Below are 17,085 nucleotides of genomic sequence, written 5' to 3'. Positions count from 1 at the left end.
GTCGTTTTAGCCAAAAATCAGGACATCATAACCATTGCTTTGATGACCCCGTTACCCGGATCAAGCCAATTGGCAAACTCATCGCTGACCTGATCGAAACTGACCCGATGGGTAATATAGGTGGTAGGATCGATGGCTCCGCTTTTCATGCTCGAGATTACCAGCTCGAAATCAGCTCTTGTGGCATTGCGGCTGCTCATCAGCGTAGCTTCACGTTTATGAAACTCAGGGTGGTTCACACTGATATCGCCCTTTTGCAAACCAACCAGTACATACCGACCGCCGTGGGCCAGATACGAAAAGGCCGTGTTCATGGCCCGCAAACTCCCGGTAGCATCGATCACAACGGTAGGCATATCGCCGTTGGTAATGACCCGTAGTTCTTCCTGTACGTTGTCATTTGCAGCATTTATGGTAAAGGGAACGTTCAGTTTTTCCCGACAGAAAGCAAGTCGGTCTTCATTGATATCCAGGGCAATGACCGTCGCTCCGGCAATTCGGGCGAACTCCATAATGCCTAAACCAATAGGCCCCGCCCCCACAACCAGGACAAACTCACCAGCCTGCACCGCTGCCCGACGAACCCCATGGGCCCCAATAGCCAGCGGCTCTACCAATGCCAGTTCATCGAAACCCAGCCCTTCGCCATGCACCAGCAAACGGGAAGGCACGGACAGATATTCGACCATGCCGCCGTCCATGTGAACGCCGGCAACCTGCAGGGATACGCAGCAGTTCGGTTTCCCCGACCGGCAGGCGATGCAGTGCATACAGTTCACGTATGGAATGATGGTGACAGATTCGCCCGGTACAAAATCGGGCGCACCATCGGCGGCTACCACTTCTGCGGCTAATTCATGGCCTAAAATACGGGGGTAGTTAAAATAGGGCTGTGTTCCTTCAAAGGCGTGTAAATCCGTCCCACAGACACCTATCTGCCTGATTTTTAGTAAAGCGTTTCCAGGTGTTAGAACAGGAACTTCAGCCTGCTCGTAGGCAAACTGACCAGGTGTGAGGCAAACCAGGGTCTTCATAAGTAAGTCAATCTAAGTTAAGCGGCAATCATCTACCTACCCTGATATCCAGCGCAGGTAAGTGTATTTTATGAAAGTAAACAATACAAAGGAATACTATTTTTTCAGAACCATCATCCGTCCAATAAACTAACTGATCTTTAACACAATTGAATCGTCTACTTATGTAACTTTACACCTGTTAACTGAACTATCCAGCATCGACCTGTTCGCGTATGAAAGCTTTTTCCATTCTGACGAATACACTGGCAACCAGCTTTTTGGCTATTGCTTTTAGTGGTTGTGCTCCAACGCTCACAACCACTTATAGGCTCGAACCTGTTTCCGGCGATGTGGCCATGATTGAGGGCAGGCCGGTCACGAAAGCGGAGCAGAATGGCGTGGGTGTTGTGGCATCTTTTGAGCGGGAAGACCTGGAGTTTGTTACGCTCGACATTGAAGTTAAAAACCGTACCGACCACCCCATCGACGTCAACCCAGCCGACTTCCATTTTACGGCGCTCGGTGCAGCTCAGGATACGCTGCCAGAACCAACGAACACAGGTCTTGCTCTCTCGCGGGCTGCCGCTGATCCTGCCTATGAAGCAGGTCGTGTAGGGCAGAAGCGCAAGCAAGAAGAGAAACGGCTAAAAAAAGCCAAAGTATTGAACACAATTCTGATGGTTGCGGTCATTGCCAGCGATGTATCCTCCTCATCCAATAGCCGTTCTTACCGCGAATATGCCACCAATCGGGTTGCGCACGGTGTTGCCTATCAGGGTCTGGCCGCGAAACGGATCATCGACTACAGCACCTTTGCCAACCGGATGCAACGCTATGACTACGAAGAATATCGCTGGCGCGAACTGGCTCTGAAGGCCAATACACTGGCCCCCGGCGAATCGGTCCGGGGATTTGTGTATTTACCCAAAGTAGCGAATGCCCGTTACCTGGCCGTCAAGTATACCATTCCTGAACAGGCAAACGTGCCACTCCTGTTTAAACAGGAGCTGGTGCAGCAACCCAAAAGCCGCACCCGCCGATAGTTGGCTTGCCTACCTGAACACTCAAAAAATAGATAAACAGCGAAGCGGTACGACTGTTTTATACGATCACCAGTCATCGTCGTCATCGTCAAATGCCTGTTGCGCCCGCTCCAGCTCCTGAAGCGTTTTCTGGTTTTGCTGCGCTTTAGCCAGTAAAATTCCCTTTTCATACAACTCCGCTGCCCGCTCCCGCTCATCCAGTTCTGCGTACAGAGCGGCTGCGTGGTAATAGGTCGGCAAATAACCTGGATGATTGGTTAGCAATTGATCGAAATAGAGTCGAGCCTGAGCTGGCTGGCTGCTCATGTATTCCATAGCCAACGCATAGATGTTAAATGGATCATTGGGCTCTTCCTCTACAAATCGAATTAATTGCTGGATGCGTTCGTTATTCATACGTGCAAGAAAATTAGTATGCATGCATACTTTTATTTAAGAGTATTTGTACTTTTGAGTCGTAAAAGTAAGGATTCGTACGCAGCGAGCGGTATCTATTCAGCCAAGGTATCCGATACGGTTCATTGCCTACGAATCAGTATAACAACCACAAAACCCCAATCAGCATGAAAATTTTAGTGTGTGTGACGAGTGTGCCGGACACCACCACCAAAATTGCCTTCACGGACAACAACACCAAGCTCAACAAAGCGGGGGTAACGTTCATTACGGGTCCCTACGACGACTATGCGCTGGCAAGGGCCGTTGAGCTAAAAGAAAAAACGGGGGCTACCATTACCGTATTAAACGTAGGAGAAGCTGATTCCGAGCCCGTTATTCGTAAATGCCTGGCCATTGGTGCCGATGACGCGATTCGCGTCAATGCCGAACCGACCGATGCTTATTTTGTAGCTGAACAGATTGCTGCGATTGCCAAAGAAACTAGCTACGACCTGATTCTCATGGGGCGCGAATCTATCGATTACAATGGCGGTCAGGTGCATGGTATCGTTGGTGAAATGCTGGGTATTCCCTCCATTTCGCCTGTTATGTTACTCGATCTGGACGGTGACACGGCCAAAATTACCCGCGAGATCGAAGGCGGCAAAGAAAGCCTGGAGGCAAAATTACCCCTCGTATTAGGCTGTCAGGAACCCATTGCCGAATGGAAAATCCCAAATATGCGTGGCATCATGACCGCCCGGACTAAACCGCTCAAGGTAGTCGAGCCAACGGGCACGGACAAACTAACCACCGTTGCCAGCTATGAACTACCGGCTCCGCGTGGTGCCGTTAAAATGATTCCCGCTGATGCGGCAGAAACGCTCATTCAGCTCCTCCATACTGAAGCAAAAGTCATTTAATCAGTTTGTAGTTTGTCGTTCGTAGCATTACCTACAGCGATTATTGACTGCAACGTAAAACCATAAATCAACTTATGTCTGTCCTCATATTTGCTGAATTAGACGAAGGTAAAATCAAGAAATCCTCACAGGAGGCTATTTTCTACGGTGCTAAAGTGGCCGAAATGACGGGCACTTCAGCGACAGCTATTATTCTTGGCCCGGCTGATGACACTGAACTGGCTTCGGCCGGTCGGTTCGGAGCTACCAAAGTACTCCATGCCGCCGATGATAAACTGGCAGAACCCAATGGAATGGCTTATGCTACCGTGGTGGCGGCAGCAGCCCAACAGGAAGGCAGTAAAGTGATCGTGCTCGCCAAGTCATCGCTGGCCGATGCCATGACGGCCCGGTTGGCCGGTAAATTGAAAGCTGGCCTGGCGGCAAACGTGATCGAGTTGCCTAATTTATCCAACGGTTTTCTGGTCAAAAGCAGTATTTACACGGGTAAAGCATTTGCCTATAATGACTTAAAAGCTGACGTGAAAATTCTGGCTATCAAGAAAAATACGATCACGCCGGAAGAGAAAGACGCAACAGCTTCTGTAGAAGCTTTCGCTCCTGCTCTAAACGATGCAGATTTCGTTATTTCGGTAAAAAACACCGAAAAATCGTCGGGCGACATTCTTTTGCCCGAAGCCGACCTTGTTGTATCAGCCGGCCGTGGTTTAAAAGGACCCGAAAACTGGGGTATTGTCGAAGACCTGGCCAAAGCCCTCCACGCGGCTACTGCCTGCTCGAAACCTGTTTCGGATCTCGACTGGCGCCCTCACTCCGAGCACGTAGGCCAGACGGGAATTAAAATAAGCCCCAACCTGTACATTGCCTGTGGTATATCCGGGGCTATACAACACCTAGCTGGTGTAAACTCATCGAAGGTGATTGTTGTTATTAACAAGGATGCTGATGCACCGTTCTTTAAGTCGGCGGATTATGGTATTGTTGGGGATGTTTTCGACATACTTCCGCGTCTGACAAAAGCCGTGCAGGCATTGTAACGGTTGTAAGGAACGGAGTAGTAAGTCGTAAGTGACTGACTTTTTTTTTACTTACGGCTCACTCACCGATGGGTGTCCCCGTTATTACTTACGACTTTTTGTTAATTTCGCACCGTGGATAAGATTAAGCTGGAAATATTAGGACTGTCGCCCAGCCAATCGCAATCAGGTTCGTTTGCATTGGTATTAGGCGAGGAATATGGCAACCGACGATTGCCAATTATCATTGGTATGTTTGAAGCGCAGGCCATTGCTATAGAAATCGAGAAGATTGTGCCCAACAGGCCCATGACGCACGATTTGTTCAAGCAATTTGCCGAACAATTCAAGTTTACCGTTCGTGAAATTATGATCTCCGACTTACGGGAAGGCATTTTTTTTGCTAAAATCGTCTGTTTCGATGGCGTTCGCGAGTCAATTATTGACGCTCGGCCGTCCGATGCAATAGCTATTGGCATCAGGTTCGATGTACCCATATATACGAATGAGTCAATCCTGTCCGAAGCTGGTATTACAGCTACAGGCAACGATGAGGAAGAAGAGCAAGAAGAACTGGTTCGCTCCTCGAACAAGCCATCAACGCGGTCCTTTGGCGATCAGTTAAAGAATGCGTCTTCAGAAGAGCTACAGCGCATGCTCGAGGAAGCCCTCGGCAACGAAGAGTATGAGCGAGCGGCTAAAATCCGCGATGAGATGAGTAAACGCAATTAATTTATTTTTTACTATTACAAAAAAAAGCTATCCTTAATGGGATGGCTTTTTTTATTACTTCTTCTGTTTTTTCCGGACCACTAGCTCCTTATACCCAAAAGTAGGATCAGGCTCGCGTGCATAGATTAGTTCAGGCATAACGCCAATAACCAGTTCAGCTGTGGTGTAGATGATGCAGCCATCCAATAAGTGTCCCCCAATGGTTCGGCCAGTTGAATCAGAAGCCGATAAATGGATATGGCTTCCATTCATAGATAATGTACCAACGAGCGAAACGATCTCAAAATGTCCCCGCCATACGCTGGCTGCTTCCTGATTAGCCAGGCGTAATGTCAGATCTGTCAAACTACCGACACAAGTAAGCACTGCGCCAGCACTGATTCGTTCCTGCTGAACGACCAATTCCAGTGATTTCTTTAAATCCTGACCTGGCTTTAATCGTACAGAGTATGTCTGCATAGTAGCCGCAACGGCTGGTGCATGGCTACTTGATGGTTGCGCATTAAGCATGGTTATAAAACATTGGCACGTAAGCAGTAGTAAAACGAGTCGCATTCGGTATGGTGATTTTTATCTGGCTAAATCTGGTTAGTCACTGCTTAAAAGTCTGGACCTTATTAAATAAAAAAACCGGGAGCGTTGGCCCCCGGTTTTTTTTATTTATACGATACTCACTTATTCAACACCGAAGAGTACATCTGACCGGCGACCGCTGTTACCAGCCCGGCGAGTTTTCTTTTTAGCAGGTGCTGGTGGAGCCAGTAACTTAGCTTTCTGCTCATCTGTCAGTGGCTTCAGGTCAGTGATCGAGTAGCTGTTGTCGCTAATCGTTGTGTTGAAGCTACCCACCGCTTGCTCAGGCTGACCGTTGCATGGCAGTTTCGTAACAGTGAATACAGCGCGGAAGTACTGAACTTGTGGGCGTACCCGGCGACCTTTGTAGCGAATCGCGTTACCGCTTTCGATTTTAGCTTTTTCAGCTTGTAGTTGTTGAGCTAGACCACCTGGTAATTCACGAATGTTCAGGATAACCGTGTTCGTGTCGAACTCAACCGTGCTGTTTGCCAACTGACGGTTCAGGCCACGGTAACGAAGGCGTGTAACGGTGTCACCCACTGAGGTAACGGTGCCATTACAGTAACATACGTTAGCCACTTCACGTGTGTATGGCGTGCGGTAATAAACTTCCAGACGCTCAAGTTTATGGCGGTATTCACATTCAATAATGTTTTTCTTGTCGCGAATGCTAGCGAAGCTTGTTGTCGCAACCTCGCTCATACAGGTGCCACATTTTGCTACTTGCTTGTTGTGAACCGTTACGTAGTAAAAGCCTGGGGTTATCTGACCTTTCGAGAAGTAAGCGGTTGGGAAAGCGATCGTCGTGTCCGTCGTATTTTCTAACTGAGCGATCACCTGATCCGTTGAACCAGCCACTACTGAATCGGCGCGGTAGTACAGACGAGCCGTGAACGTTTCGTTCTTTGGGTTCGGGGTTGTGCTGCGCCAGCTGATAACAGGAGCCGTTGTGGTTTGGTTAACAGCTGCATACTTCTGTGCATCTGTGCTGTCAACAAACGAGAGCGATGCACCTTTAAGCGAAGAACTATTGAAACGTACGTTCAACTCAGGAACTTGTTCGCAGGTTGGGCAGGTAACAGGCGCTTTCGGAATAAGCTTCTTTTGAACAAATCCTTTCCGAACTGCCAAACCTACGTTGAAACCGCCGTGCTTACGCTTGAACTCATATACTTGATCGTCGATACCGTTGATGATGAGGTAGTTCAACTGAGTAATGAATCCTTGGCCCTGAACGCCGATGTTCCAGTTGTTCCGCAGGGGAAAGAAGATAGCTACCGACCCTAAAGCGCCTAAGTGGTATAGACTTGGGCTAGGGTTAACCGACCGGATCAAACCACCACCGCCTACGAATGAAGACACGGCAGGTAATGATAAGGTCGATGGCGTGTAAGCAGCGATTGTAGCCGCTTCTGTACGGAACAAACCGCCACGAGCTCCTAACTCAATGAACGTTGTCGCATCGGGATTACGACGGCTACGAGCCAGCGTAAACGTCAGGACAGGTCCAACCGTCAGGAACATATCTTCCGAAGCCCGTTGGCGAATAGTTACCTGATCTCGGTTAAACCCGCGAGCTGCGGCCAATCCATACAGGTAATCCGTATAAATACTCCGTGTGATGTAGTTCTGGTAACCAAAAGAGGCTCCTAAGCCAAACCGGAGCCGACGGGTAGCAGGCGTCAAAAAGTAATCAATGTTGCCTGTAATGTTAAAGCCTGCGCCATTGTACAGGGTGTTGTCTCGCTTGTTAGGGCCAAACGTATTCTCCCATGTTCCGCAATAAGCGAAGTTAGGACCGGCATACAAGCCAACCCGCCAGGGCGATAATCGCCGTACTAAAATGAACGTTTGGAAGGTTGTATCACAATCGTCCAGCTCAGCAACATCGCTGGCTTGTGCTTTGAAATCACCTCTGCGCAGTGTATCGGTGTATACACCTTTACCCAGACGATAAATGTTTTCTCGCACATAATTGCCGCTCGGTGCGGTTGTTGTAGCGGGTTGAACCCGGACTGTGTCAGCCTGTTGAGCAAGGCTAACAGAAGGTATTGCAAAACCTAGCAACACGAGTCCAGCCAGCATCCTCATAGGGTGTTGTTGGATAAATGTTCGCATATTTATTGAGTTAATTTGACGCAATGTTTGTTACTAAACTGTTATTCTCCCAAATGTGACCACGGAAATTTAGGGAACGGCCTGTCTTTTTTAAGCTATAGGTTACTTGACGAACCCATGTTGCCCTATATGACTAGCTTTTCAGAGAAATGTTTCAGGGTTACTCATAACTTTTATGATAATTCCTAAAAAAACCTCTCTACTCCTTAAATTATGGCCAGATAAATCTGACCAACCACACAGGTTATTTGATGAATAGCTCCATCAAGCAGCCCCACAATTCGCTATTTTTCTGCAATGTTAAGACTGAATTGCAAAACTCAATTCATCTATCAGTTTTTTTTTCGTCTTCATTACGAAATTATCTAGTTGACCAAATTTATAGGATACTCCCTAAGTCAATTTGACGGTTTAAATTTGGCCAGATCCTAGTCGTATCAAGTACTACTAATCTGATAGAATTGTGTTCGAAACTGGCATATTTTTTATTAATGGTCAATAATAGGAAGAATAAGGTGATAAAAAAATAATTACTCGTCTCAGCGACAAACAAACACTAAATCCCCGAGATTTTCTTACTTCTTCCTTTATTCGTTCTATTTATTCCAGCTATTATCTTGTCTGCCACCCGATTCTCTAGGAATTATCTACATAAGATAAAGGACGCTAGTACTACTCATCGCGGCCTCTTTTCAAGAGGTAATAATCTGCTTTCTGCAGGTATTGTTCACCCAGTATAAGCAATTACATAAGTCGATACGCTTAGACGAGCAAAATTATAAATTATAACAAATTGATCCGGCCAGACTAAATGTCATTGATTTTCTGGACACTGTATCAAAAATCCATTTTAACGGATGTCTGAATTAGATTGGTTGCACATTTAGCAACAATTTTACCCGTAGAGGCCAGGATACGCCCTTCGCAATGAACAATATTTTTTCCCTCCCGGATGACTTCAGCCATTGCCGTAACAACGTCTCCCCTACGAGCTGACTGTAAAAAATCGATTGTCAGATTAACCGATGTGTAAGCATATTCCCGGCCGAGCGAGTAGACCATAGCGCCAATTAAATCATCCAGAATAGCCGCACCCGCCCCACCGTGCAAAACACCGGCGGGGTTTGTCATTTCGGCACGAATGGTAAAATCAGCCACGAGTCGGCCGTACTCTACCTCCCGAATGGTGCCATTGAGCCAACGGCCAAAAGGTGATATACTGCCGCTCATGTCTTGCCCTATTCGGGCACGAAAGAACTCAAGCCGGGGATTTGTGATGTTATCCATGGGAACAAAAATAGTACTTAACTAAGCTAAAAGTCTATAACATGCTATTATTTATGTACTTTCTTGGGAGTTTTTCAAGACTTGTACTACTTTTGGGCGTTTTTAATACGCCTACGTAATTACTCCTCATGAATTATACGCTTACGCAGATACCCGATCGAACCGAAAAGCCTCGTCAAAGTGGGCTGACTATGGTTATGGATAAAGGGTTAAGCCTCCGGGAAGTAGAGGATTTTTTATCCGTCTCTGCAGACCACACAGACATTGTTAAGCTGGGATGGGCAACCTCATTTGTTACCCCGCGCCTGAACGAAAAATTAGCGATCTATCGCGAAGCAGGTATCCCCGTGTATTTCGGCGGAACCTTGTTTGAAGCGTTTGTCGTGCGAAATCAATTCGACGATTACCGCAGGTTATTAGACAAATTCGGCATGGATTACGCTGAAGTATCCGACGGGTCGATCGATATGACCCAGGACGATAAGTGTGAATACATCCGGCAACTTGCGACTCAGGTCATCGTACTTTCCGAAGTAGGCTCCAAAGATGAAGCTAAAATTATTCCGCCTTACAAATGGATTCAGTTGATGAAGGCTGAACTGGAAGCAGGTGCCTGGAAAGTAATCGGTGAAGCCCGCGAAGGTGGTACAGTTGGTTTGTTCCGGTCGAGCGGAGAAGTCAGACAAGGACTGGTCGAAGAAATTTTAACGCAGGTTCCCTTCGAGAAAATTTTATGGGAAGCCCCCCAAAAGGAACAGCAGGTCTGGTTTGTTAAATTGCTCGGTGCAAACGTAAACCTGGGCAATATCGCCCCTCATGAAGTTATTCCATTGGAAACCATCCGGTTAGGACTTCGTGGCGATACATTCTTACAATTTTTAGATAAGTAGAGGAAAACCATATGGATCTTATTAAATCGCTACTTGATTTTTTGCTTCATCTTGATCGCTACCTCGATATATGGGCAAACGAGTACGGTGTACTGCTGTATGCCATCCTCTTCCTGATCATATTTACGGAGACAGGATTAATTGTGATGCCGCTATTACCCGGCGACTCTCTGTTGTTCGCTGCTGGTGCCCTGGCCGCTCGGCCTACCAATGAATTAAGTGTATGGGTAATTATTCCGTTGCTGATTGTGGCGGCCTTATTAGGCGACAACGTTAATTACTTTGTTGGCAAATTTCTGGGAACAAAAATTAAATCTCGCGAACGCATCTTGTTCTTTAAACGGGAATACATTGCCGAAACAGAAAAATTCTACGAAAAATACGGTGGACGAACCGTAATCATTGCCCGATTTATTCCCATTGTACGCACCATTGCTCCGTTTGTGGCAGGCGCGGGCAGCATGAGTTACGGCACTTATATAAAGTTCTGTATTCTTGGTGCCATCTTATGGGTAACGAGTATTTCGCTTCTGGGCTACTTTTTTGGAAACTTCCCAATCGTTCAGAAAAACTTCGAACTCGTGGTATTTGGCATCGTCGGTTTATCGATTGTTCCCATCATTCTGGAGTTTTTCAAAAAACGGGCTCGTTAAACTTTTCAGCATGCTATCAGACAGTACCTATGCCATTGCATTAAGCAATGGCATAGTGTTTTTAAACCAAGTATTATGACACGCTACGGCCTGATCGGTTTTCCACTTACGCATTCATTTTCAAAACGATACTTTACGGAGAAATTTGATCGGGAAGGTATTACCGACAGTCGGTACGACCTGTTCGAACTACCGATCATTACCGCGTTACCTGACGTCCTGGCTTTGCCTGACTTGCGGGGTATAAATGTTACGATTCCGCACAAACAGGCCGTTCTGCCTTATTTAGATCGATTGGATGCGTCAGCCGAGAAAATCGGTGCCGTTAATGTCATCAAGCTGGAAGCTGATGGTTCCCGAACCGGTTACAACTCCGACTACTACGGTTTTCAGCAATCGCTGGTCGATTGGCTGACGTCGCTTGGCCGCTCGTCTGAGGGGCTGCGAGCGTTGGTACTGGGTACAGGTGGCGCGTCGAAAGCGGTTACGGTCGCTTTGACTGATCTGGGAATTCCGTACACCTATGTGTCGCGAACGAAAAGCGCGACTACCCTTACGTATGATGAACTGGCTGAGACATTGGGTGATTATTCATTAATCATCAACGGTTCGCCCATTGGTACCTATCCAACGGTTGACGAAGCACCAGCGCTTCCCTATCATTTGTTAACGGATCATCATTTACTGTATGATCTCGTGTACAATCCTACCGAGACGAAGTTTATGAAGCTTGGCCAGGAACAGGGCGCAGCGGTGCATAATGGTTTGCGGATGCTGGAATTACAGGCCGAAAAAGCCTGGGAAATCTGGCAACGGTAAATTTTGGATCTTCCTGCTTTTAGTAAATAAACGTACTACCGATGCCTCTTTTAGTATTTGCCACCATTACCGCCAAAGCTGGTGCAGAAACCAACCTCAAAAATGCCCTGAGCGAACTGATTCTGGATGTTCGAACTGAACCCGCCTGTCAACTCTACGAATTATACGAGAGCACTGAACAGCCCGAACGCTTTATTATGCACGAGCGCTGGGATGATGAAGCGGGTCTGCTGGCCCATACCCAAATGGCCCATATGAAAACTTTTGGTGAGAAAGCCAAAGACTGGTTAGCTGGCCCACCAGCCTTAACGAAAGTGAGTATATGAACGGGCTTCGGCCCGTTTAGTTTGTCTGTATATTTCTATCCCTACAAACAGATATCCTTCATTCGATCCTCATCCATCACGAACACGTTAAAGTCTACCTGCCCCCGAATACCCTGAACCCAGCCACTCTGGTTGTGTTGCCAAAGGTATAATTTGTCCGCATCGTAACTCCGCAGGTGTTTGGCGGAATAGTCGGCGATCCAAAGCGGGTATTCACCCAGGTTATCTTTGATGTATCGTTTGTATAGGTTACCATTCGTGTAAATGATTGGCCGTACGTGATAGTGCTCCTCAACTGTTTCGAGCCAGAGCCTCAGACCATTGATAATTGTTTCATCCGACTGGCCGTTTACCACCTCGAAGTCAACAACGGGAACGAAATCACCCTCGCTCAACTCTACAGTCCGAATGAAATTAGTAGCCTGTTTCAGCGGGTCACGCGTGGGATGGTAGAAGTGATAAGCTCCCCGCCGTAGCGCCGACTTTTTTGCTTCTCGCCAATTCTTCTCAAAATGCTTATCCGCTAAGGTTGCGCCTTCGGTCGCCTTGATGAACACGAACTGAAGTCGAACACCATCGGCTTCCATTTGCCTGACACGTGCCCAGTTTATCCGGTCATTATGCCGCGATACATCGATACCGTGGATGCCATATTTCATGGGCAACCGAATGCCGAAGGCGCGGACAAACTGCCAATCGAGCTGATTTGCTTTACGTGAGCGAACAACCCAAACAGTAATGAACACGATAAAGAATGCCGCAATCCATAGACCATATCGCTGAACGATGAGCTTAACCAGAACGCGGGTTTTCATGCAGTTTCTTAATTAGTGGGCCAAAAATACAGCATTAGCCCTGAACATAGTGCACATAAAAAAGCCCTCTGCACATACAGAAGGCTCTTTACTCAAATTTCGATGGTCGTTCTTAATCGTGGCCCTCTAGTTTAACCAACTTATTATATAAGCCAAGCAACAAAAAAGGAGCTGCCCACTGGCCAACAAACAGGCTGCGATCACGCTTATTTATCGACTGTAAATACAGTGAAACTCCCATAGAACCGAGTGCCGCCCATAAGAAAAGATCGGAAGGTAACTTGGCTGTTTGCTCTTCAATAGCGGTTGCTACTGGTCCTTCTGTGTGCTCAGGATTGTTGTTTTGAGACTTTGCCATAACGCTAAGTGTTTTGTTTATTCTACAAACCACCTAACTCAATGAACAATCATAAGGTTTTAAGACTATAGTTTTAAGCGGGTATTGTATGGATATGGTCCGCTTCACCCAAAAACCACGTCTGGCTAAGCGAAACAGCCATTACAGTAATGGCTGTTTCGCTTAGCCAGACGTGGCAACCTTAATAGTGTAATTAGACTCTATATATTGGGCTGGGGCGTTGTGCGCAAATACGGCTTGACAAACGTCACGCCTTTCGGAAACTTAGCCTCCAATTGATCATTGGTAACGGCAGGTGTAACAATAACGTCATCACCTGGCTGCCAGTCGGCGGGAGTTGCCACCTGATAATCAGCGGTCAACTGAAGCGAATCAATGACACGAATGAGCTCGTTAAAATTACGCCCGGTTGAGGCTGGATAGGTCAGCGTCAATTTGATTTTTTTATCGGGCCCAATCACAAACACCGAGCGAACCGTCGTTTTTTCACTGGCATTGGGGTGAATCATATCATATAAAGTAGCCACCTTCCGGTCAGCATCGGCAATTATGGGGAAGTTGACTTCCGAACCGGTCACGTCTTTGATGTCGGGTGTCCAACGGTTGTGCGATTCCAAATCATCCACCGACACGGCAATAACTTTTACATTCCGTTTGCCAAACTCATCTTTCAAGAGTGCTGTCCGGCCTAATTCCGTTGTACAAACGGGCGTGAAATCGGCAGGGTGCGAGAACAGCATTCCCCAGGAAGTACCTAACCATTCATGAAAGTGGATGGGGCCTTGCGTTGTATCGGCCTCAAAATCGGGAGCAATATCTCCTAAGCGTAACGACATGGTAATACAGGTTTATTAGTTAACAAATCCTATCTGGTTAATATAGTATCCAATAAATGGAAAACCGGCGCTGAGCCGGTTTTGGGAGCAAACCTAAAAAACAATTTTCAAGTTCGCAATGTGATGAGTAGAGTTGCTCAGAGATCAGATCAGTTTATCCTCTACGGCCATTCTGACTAATTCAGCGGCATTACGCACTTGCAACCGACGCATCATATTAGCCCGGTGGTTATCGACGGTCCGAACACTAAGTTGAAGTTTCTCGGCAATTTCGCGACTGCTCATACCATCGACCAGGAATTGCAGGATTTCTTTCTCCTTATTGGATAGCTTCGATTGGCGCTCGGCACGGCCATGTCGATCTCCTTTCTTCAACTGCTGCATGTAGCCGCTTAAAATGATCGAAGCTACCGGCGAACTATAATATTTCTCTCCGGAAGCGATGGTTCGAATGGCTTTGATCATCTCATCGGACGACGAATCTTTTAGAATATAGCCATATGCGCCAGCCTCTACAGACCGTAAGATATAATCTTCATTGTTGTGCATTGACAGCATCAGCACACGCACATTTTTATACAGTCGGCTAATGACCTGCGTCGTCTGGATGCCAGACATACCAGGCAATGAAATATCCATCAAGATCAAATCGGGTAAACGACTTGGATCGGGCTGAAGCACTTTCAGTTTATCGAGGATTTCTTCGCCATCGTTGGCTTCATCAATAATTTCCAGGCCATCAGCTTGTTCAAGTAGAAGCCGAATGCCGTCACGAACGATAGAGTGGTCGTCCACCAACATTATTCTAGTAGGTGTCATGGGGTGCAAAATGCGTTTTATAGGGAATGCTTACTTGAATTTTAGTGCCTTTACCAAACGCAGATTGTAATTTAAATTTACCGTTGAGCAATTTGGTTCGTTCCTGCATATTATGTAAACCCTGCGAAGGCGGCCGTAGTTCTGACGGATTCGCGATGTCGCCATTTATTTCTGACTTTTGTTTCATTACGCCACCTTCCTGTTTTTTCCGAGGTACCTGAAATCCTTTCCCATCATCGCTGACGACCAGTTGCAAGAAATTACCCCGTTCATATAATTCGATATGAATGTGTGACGGTTTAGCGTGTTTAACGGCATTACTGACAGCCTCCTGAGTTACCCGGTAGAGCATAATCTCAACATTTCGGTTCAACCGAGGCATATCGGAGGTAAAATTTGTTTCAAACGTAACATCAAAGGAATCGCTTCGGTCTTGCTCCGCCAGCATTTTGATGGCGGGTATGATACCGAAATCACTGAGCACACTGGGCATTAAATTATTGGAAATCGTCCGAGTTTCCTGAATGGTCTGGGTAACCAGGCTCTTTAACGTTTTCAAATTTTTGGCGTGTGGTGCCGTACCAACCTGTTCTGCTGCGGCAGCTCTGGTCAGGCTGGCCTCAAGCCCTTCAATTTGTAATTTAATAGCCGTAAGCATCTGACCGAGGCCGTCATGCAGCTCGCGCGATAACCGTTTACGCTCCTCTTCCTGCCCGGCGATGAGGTAAGAAGTTCGTAGTTTCTGGTCGTCAATCTCCTGCTGGTATTGCAGTTTTGTGGCTTCAAACAGTTTCTGGCGGGTTTCCTTCAGGATACGGTTAGCATTCAGCAGCTTCTTATTAGCAGCCGTTGTCTGGCTCTCGGCTTCAACCAGTTGCGCAAATGTCTGCTTGAGTCTTCGGGCAGCAGGACGGAAAATCAAGAATCCTATTCCAACCAGAACGGCTACTGTAAAGATGTATAAATAGAGTTCTATCGATTGGAGGAGCGTTAATTTAGCCCTGAGTTCGCCCGTGTATTCCCGAACAATACCATCCATTTCCTCTAGAAATGGCTTTTCATTCGCCAGCATCAGCTTGATACTGGCCTGCACTTCAGGTGTCTTGGTTTCGTCGAACGTTTGCAATCGCATCAGCCGATGGGCACTTTGCCGGAACGCATCAAACTGCGGACGAATGGCCTCATACAATCGTTGAACCGTATCGGAATTAACAATATATACCTTTGGGTTATCGACCTTTCCCTGCCGGCTTTGTATATGATAGCGTTCGAAAACAGGAAATACCTGACGCAAAGCCGCTACATTCTCCGAAAAATTAGCCTGTTCACTGGCATCCGCAAGTTGCAGGACTTGCTTCACAATTTGCTGACTTTGGTGCCGCTGCAAAGCTGAATACCGAATGATCCATAGTTCGTCCTGAACGGCACGCAGACGCCATTGCGTAAGCCCCTGCCCTACCGTCAGCAAAACGGCCAGAATAATCAGTAAAGTCATGTATAGCCGGGTAAACCGAATGGGAATTACCGAGCCATCTTTTGTGTTATCGTTGAGTGTATCAGGCACGAGCAGCGTGGTTGATGATAAAGTCCGTTAGTAAAAGTAATATTTTTTGTATTTTTACCATTGTATCTTCGCATATAAGACTTCCTTCAACATGACTCGTTTAGTAATTGCCTTTTTAGTCGTATCGCTCGCAGCCCCGGCCTTTCGTCCGGCACTGCCCCCTGTAAATCGGATTAAGTCAGGCATATCACCTGCGATGACTGCCGAACCGGTAAAACTTTCGTGGGAAGTTCTACGCGATGTCACATTTAAGAAAAAATGGTATGCCGAAGAATCCGTATACATGCTCTACCCAACATTTGGGCAAGGTATTCAGAAATTGAATGGAAAAACGGTCGATCTTACGGGATACGTGCTTCCCGTGGACCTGGAATCGAATATTTATGTTCTGTCGGCATTCCCCTATAGCGCCTGCTTCTTTTGCGGGGGTGCGGGCCCAGAATCGGTCGTGTCGCTGAAATTTAAAAAATCCGATAAAAAATTTAAGACCGACGAACGCCGTACGTTCCGAGGTACCCTCAAATTGAATGCGGACAATATTTATGAACTGAATTACATCCTGGCCGACGCGGAGATGATTCCGCAATAGGTTATATTGATTTACTCAAAAACAAACCCCACCAGTCGGCCGACTGGTGGGGTTTGTTTTTGAGTGAGTATCCAACAAAAAACCACTCGTTCAGAGTGGTTGGTTTGCAACGTAGTGGAGAATATCGGAGTCGAACCGATGACCTCTTCCATGCCATGGAAGCGCTCTAGCCAGCTGAGCTAATCCCCCAGAAACACCAGTGATCGTGTTTTGTGGGTGCAAAGATGAGTAAAAAATAGTTTTGACCAAAATTGAACGCCATTTTTTTTATTCGGGTAACTCAACCTATCCGCTGGATCAAGCAATGTTTGTTTTGTATGATCAATT

The 17,085-nt window shown here is 46.8% G+C and carries 19 protein-coding genes and 1 tRNA gene; 9 read left to right on the top strand and 11 right to left on the bottom strand.

The features are described from left to right. Nucleotides 1-17: 17 nt before the first annotated feature. Nucleotides 18-1,034, bottom strand: coding sequence for a zinc-binding alcohol dehydrogenase family protein (locus ACYVAM_RS17335; protein WP_461069196.1), 1,017 nt, complete (start codon nucleotides 1,032-1,034; stop codon nucleotides 18-20). A gap of 215 nt (nucleotides 1,035-1,249) precedes the next feature. On the opposite strand from ACYVAM_RS17335, the gene ACYVAM_RS17330 reads away from it, so the two are divergent. Continuing rightward, nucleotides 1,250-2,059 carry a hypothetical protein gene (locus tag ACYVAM_RS17330; RefSeq protein WP_461069194.1) on the top strand — a complete coding sequence of 270 codons (810 nt, stop codon included), beginning with the start codon at nucleotides 1,250-1,252 and terminating at the stop codon, nucleotides 2,057-2,059. A gap of 66 nt (nucleotides 2,060-2,125) precedes the next feature. On the opposite strand, the gene ACYVAM_RS17325 is transcribed toward ACYVAM_RS17330, so the two are convergent. After that, nucleotides 2,126-2,455: a tetratricopeptide repeat protein gene (locus ACYVAM_RS17325; RefSeq protein ID WP_461069192.1), complete on the bottom strand. Its 330-nt coding sequence runs from the start codon at nucleotides 2,453-2,455 to the stop codon at nucleotides 2,126-2,128. Between the two features lie 167 nt (nucleotides 2,456-2,622). On the opposite strand from ACYVAM_RS17325, the gene ACYVAM_RS17320 reads away from it, so the two are divergent. The 3 genes from ACYVAM_RS17320 (at nucleotide 2,623) to ACYVAM_RS17310 (ending at nucleotide 5,108) form a co-directional block, all read left to right on the top strand. Next, nucleotides 2,623-3,360: an electron transfer flavoprotein subunit beta/FixA family protein gene (locus ACYVAM_RS17320; protein ID WP_461069190.1), complete on the top strand. Its 738-nt coding sequence runs from the start codon at nucleotides 2,623-2,625 to the stop codon at nucleotides 3,358-3,360. 74 nt (nucleotides 3,361-3,434) lie between these two features. Further along, a complete protein-coding gene (locus ACYVAM_RS17315; RefSeq protein ID WP_461069188.1) occupies nucleotides 3,435-4,397 on the top strand; it encodes an electron transfer flavoprotein subunit alpha/FixB family protein in 963 nt (320 codons plus the stop codon). A 114-nt stretch (nucleotides 4,398-4,511) separates the two neighbouring features. Beyond that, nucleotides 4,512-5,108, top strand: coding sequence for a bifunctional nuclease family protein (locus ACYVAM_RS17310; protein WP_461069186.1), 597 nt, complete (start codon nucleotides 4,512-4,514; stop codon nucleotides 5,106-5,108). Between the two features lie 54 nt (nucleotides 5,109-5,162). Here ACYVAM_RS17310 and ACYVAM_RS17305 read toward each other — a convergent pair whose 3' ends face one another. The 3 genes from ACYVAM_RS17305 to ACYVAM_RS17295 all read right to left on the bottom strand — a co-directional run bounded on the left by ACYVAM_RS17305 (nucleotide 5,163) and on the right by ACYVAM_RS17295 (nucleotide 9,089). Beyond that, nucleotides 5,163-5,618 (bottom strand): PPC domain-containing DNA-binding protein, encoded by a 456-nt coding sequence (locus ACYVAM_RS17305; protein ID WP_461069184.1) that lies wholly within the window; start codon nucleotides 5,616-5,618, stop codon nucleotides 5,163-5,165. A 165-nt stretch (nucleotides 5,619-5,783) separates the two neighbouring features. Next, the gene (locus tag ACYVAM_RS17300; protein WP_461069635.1) at nucleotides 5,784-7,769 is read right to left on the bottom strand and encodes a hypothetical protein; all 1,986 of its coding nucleotides are present in this window, start codon (nucleotides 7,767-7,769) and stop codon (nucleotides 5,784-5,786) included. An 870-nt stretch (nucleotides 7,770-8,639) separates the two neighbouring features. Next, entirely contained in the window at nucleotides 8,640-9,089 is a 450-nt protein-coding gene (locus tag ACYVAM_RS17295) for a PaaI family thioesterase (protein ID WP_461069183.1), read from the bottom strand. A gap of 128 nt (nucleotides 9,090-9,217) precedes the next feature. On the opposite strand from ACYVAM_RS17295, the gene ACYVAM_RS17290 reads away from it, so the two are divergent. From ACYVAM_RS17290 to ACYVAM_RS17275, 4 genes are all read left to right on the top strand, one after another. Next, nucleotides 9,218-9,979 (top strand): phosphosulfolactate synthase, encoded by a 762-nt coding sequence (locus ACYVAM_RS17290; protein ID WP_461069181.1) that lies wholly within the window; start codon nucleotides 9,218-9,220, stop codon nucleotides 9,977-9,979. A gap of 11 nt (nucleotides 9,980-9,990) precedes the next feature. Beyond that, complete coding sequence (locus ACYVAM_RS17285) at nucleotides 9,991-10,632, top strand: DedA family protein (RefSeq protein ID WP_461069180.1); 642 nt, start codon at nucleotides 9,991-9,993, stop codon at nucleotides 10,630-10,632. A 75-nt stretch (nucleotides 10,633-10,707) separates the two neighbouring features. After that, nucleotides 10,708-11,451: a shikimate dehydrogenase family protein gene (locus tag ACYVAM_RS17280; RefSeq protein WP_461069178.1), complete on the top strand. Its 744-nt coding sequence runs from the start codon at nucleotides 10,708-10,710 to the stop codon at nucleotides 11,449-11,451. A gap of 41 nt (nucleotides 11,452-11,492) precedes the next feature. Beyond that, the gene (locus ACYVAM_RS17275; RefSeq protein ID WP_461069176.1) at nucleotides 11,493-11,777 is read left to right on the top strand and encodes a putative quinol monooxygenase; all 285 of its coding nucleotides are present in this window, start codon (nucleotides 11,493-11,495) and stop codon (nucleotides 11,775-11,777) included. A gap of 41 nt (nucleotides 11,778-11,818) precedes the next feature. Here ACYVAM_RS17275 and ACYVAM_RS17270 read toward each other — a convergent pair whose 3' ends face one another. From ACYVAM_RS17270 to ACYVAM_RS17250, 5 genes are all read right to left on the bottom strand, one after another. Then, nucleotides 11,819-12,592, bottom strand: a complete 774-nt coding sequence (locus ACYVAM_RS17270) for a glycoside hydrolase family 25 protein (protein WP_461069174.1) — start codon at nucleotides 12,590-12,592, stop codon at nucleotides 11,819-11,821. Nucleotides 12,593-12,704: 112 nt separating this feature from the next. Further along, entirely contained in the window at nucleotides 12,705-12,950 is a 246-nt protein-coding gene (locus tag ACYVAM_RS17265; protein ID WP_046376234.1) for a hypothetical protein, read from the bottom strand. 200 nt (nucleotides 12,951-13,150) lie between these two features. Further along, the gene (locus ACYVAM_RS17260) at nucleotides 13,151-13,786 is read right to left on the bottom strand and encodes a peroxiredoxin (RefSeq protein ID WP_461069171.1); all 636 of its coding nucleotides are present in this window, start codon (nucleotides 13,784-13,786) and stop codon (nucleotides 13,151-13,153) included. A 144-nt stretch (nucleotides 13,787-13,930) separates the two neighbouring features. Continuing rightward, on the bottom strand, nucleotides 13,931-14,587 hold the full coding sequence (locus ACYVAM_RS17255; protein ID WP_046376232.1) for a response regulator transcription factor: 657 nt from the start codon (nucleotides 14,585-14,587) through the stop codon (nucleotides 13,931-13,933). A 4-nt stretch (nucleotides 14,588-14,591) separates the two neighbouring features. Then, nucleotides 14,592-16,169 (bottom strand): sensor histidine kinase, encoded by a 1,578-nt coding sequence (locus tag ACYVAM_RS17250; RefSeq protein WP_461069169.1) that lies wholly within the window; start codon nucleotides 16,167-16,169, stop codon nucleotides 14,592-14,594. 91 nt (nucleotides 16,170-16,260) lie between these two features. Here ACYVAM_RS17250 and ACYVAM_RS17245 point away from each other — a divergent pair, with 91 nt between their 5' ends. Next, nucleotides 16,261-16,758, top strand: a complete 498-nt coding sequence (locus ACYVAM_RS17245; RefSeq protein ID WP_461069167.1) for a DUF3299 domain-containing protein — start codon at nucleotides 16,261-16,263, stop codon at nucleotides 16,756-16,758. 115 nt (nucleotides 16,759-16,873) lie between these two features. Here the strand turns inward: ACYVAM_RS17245 and ACYVAM_RS17240 are convergent. Continuing rightward, a tRNA-Ala gene (locus ACYVAM_RS17240) sits at nucleotides 16,874-16,947 on the bottom strand. Nucleotides 16,948-17,085: the final 138 nt, after the last annotated feature.

The organism is Spirosoma horti (assembly GCF_054776595.1).
Note: the sequence above shows the minus strand (reverse complement) of the source record. Positions and strands in the feature narration are given on the sequence as shown.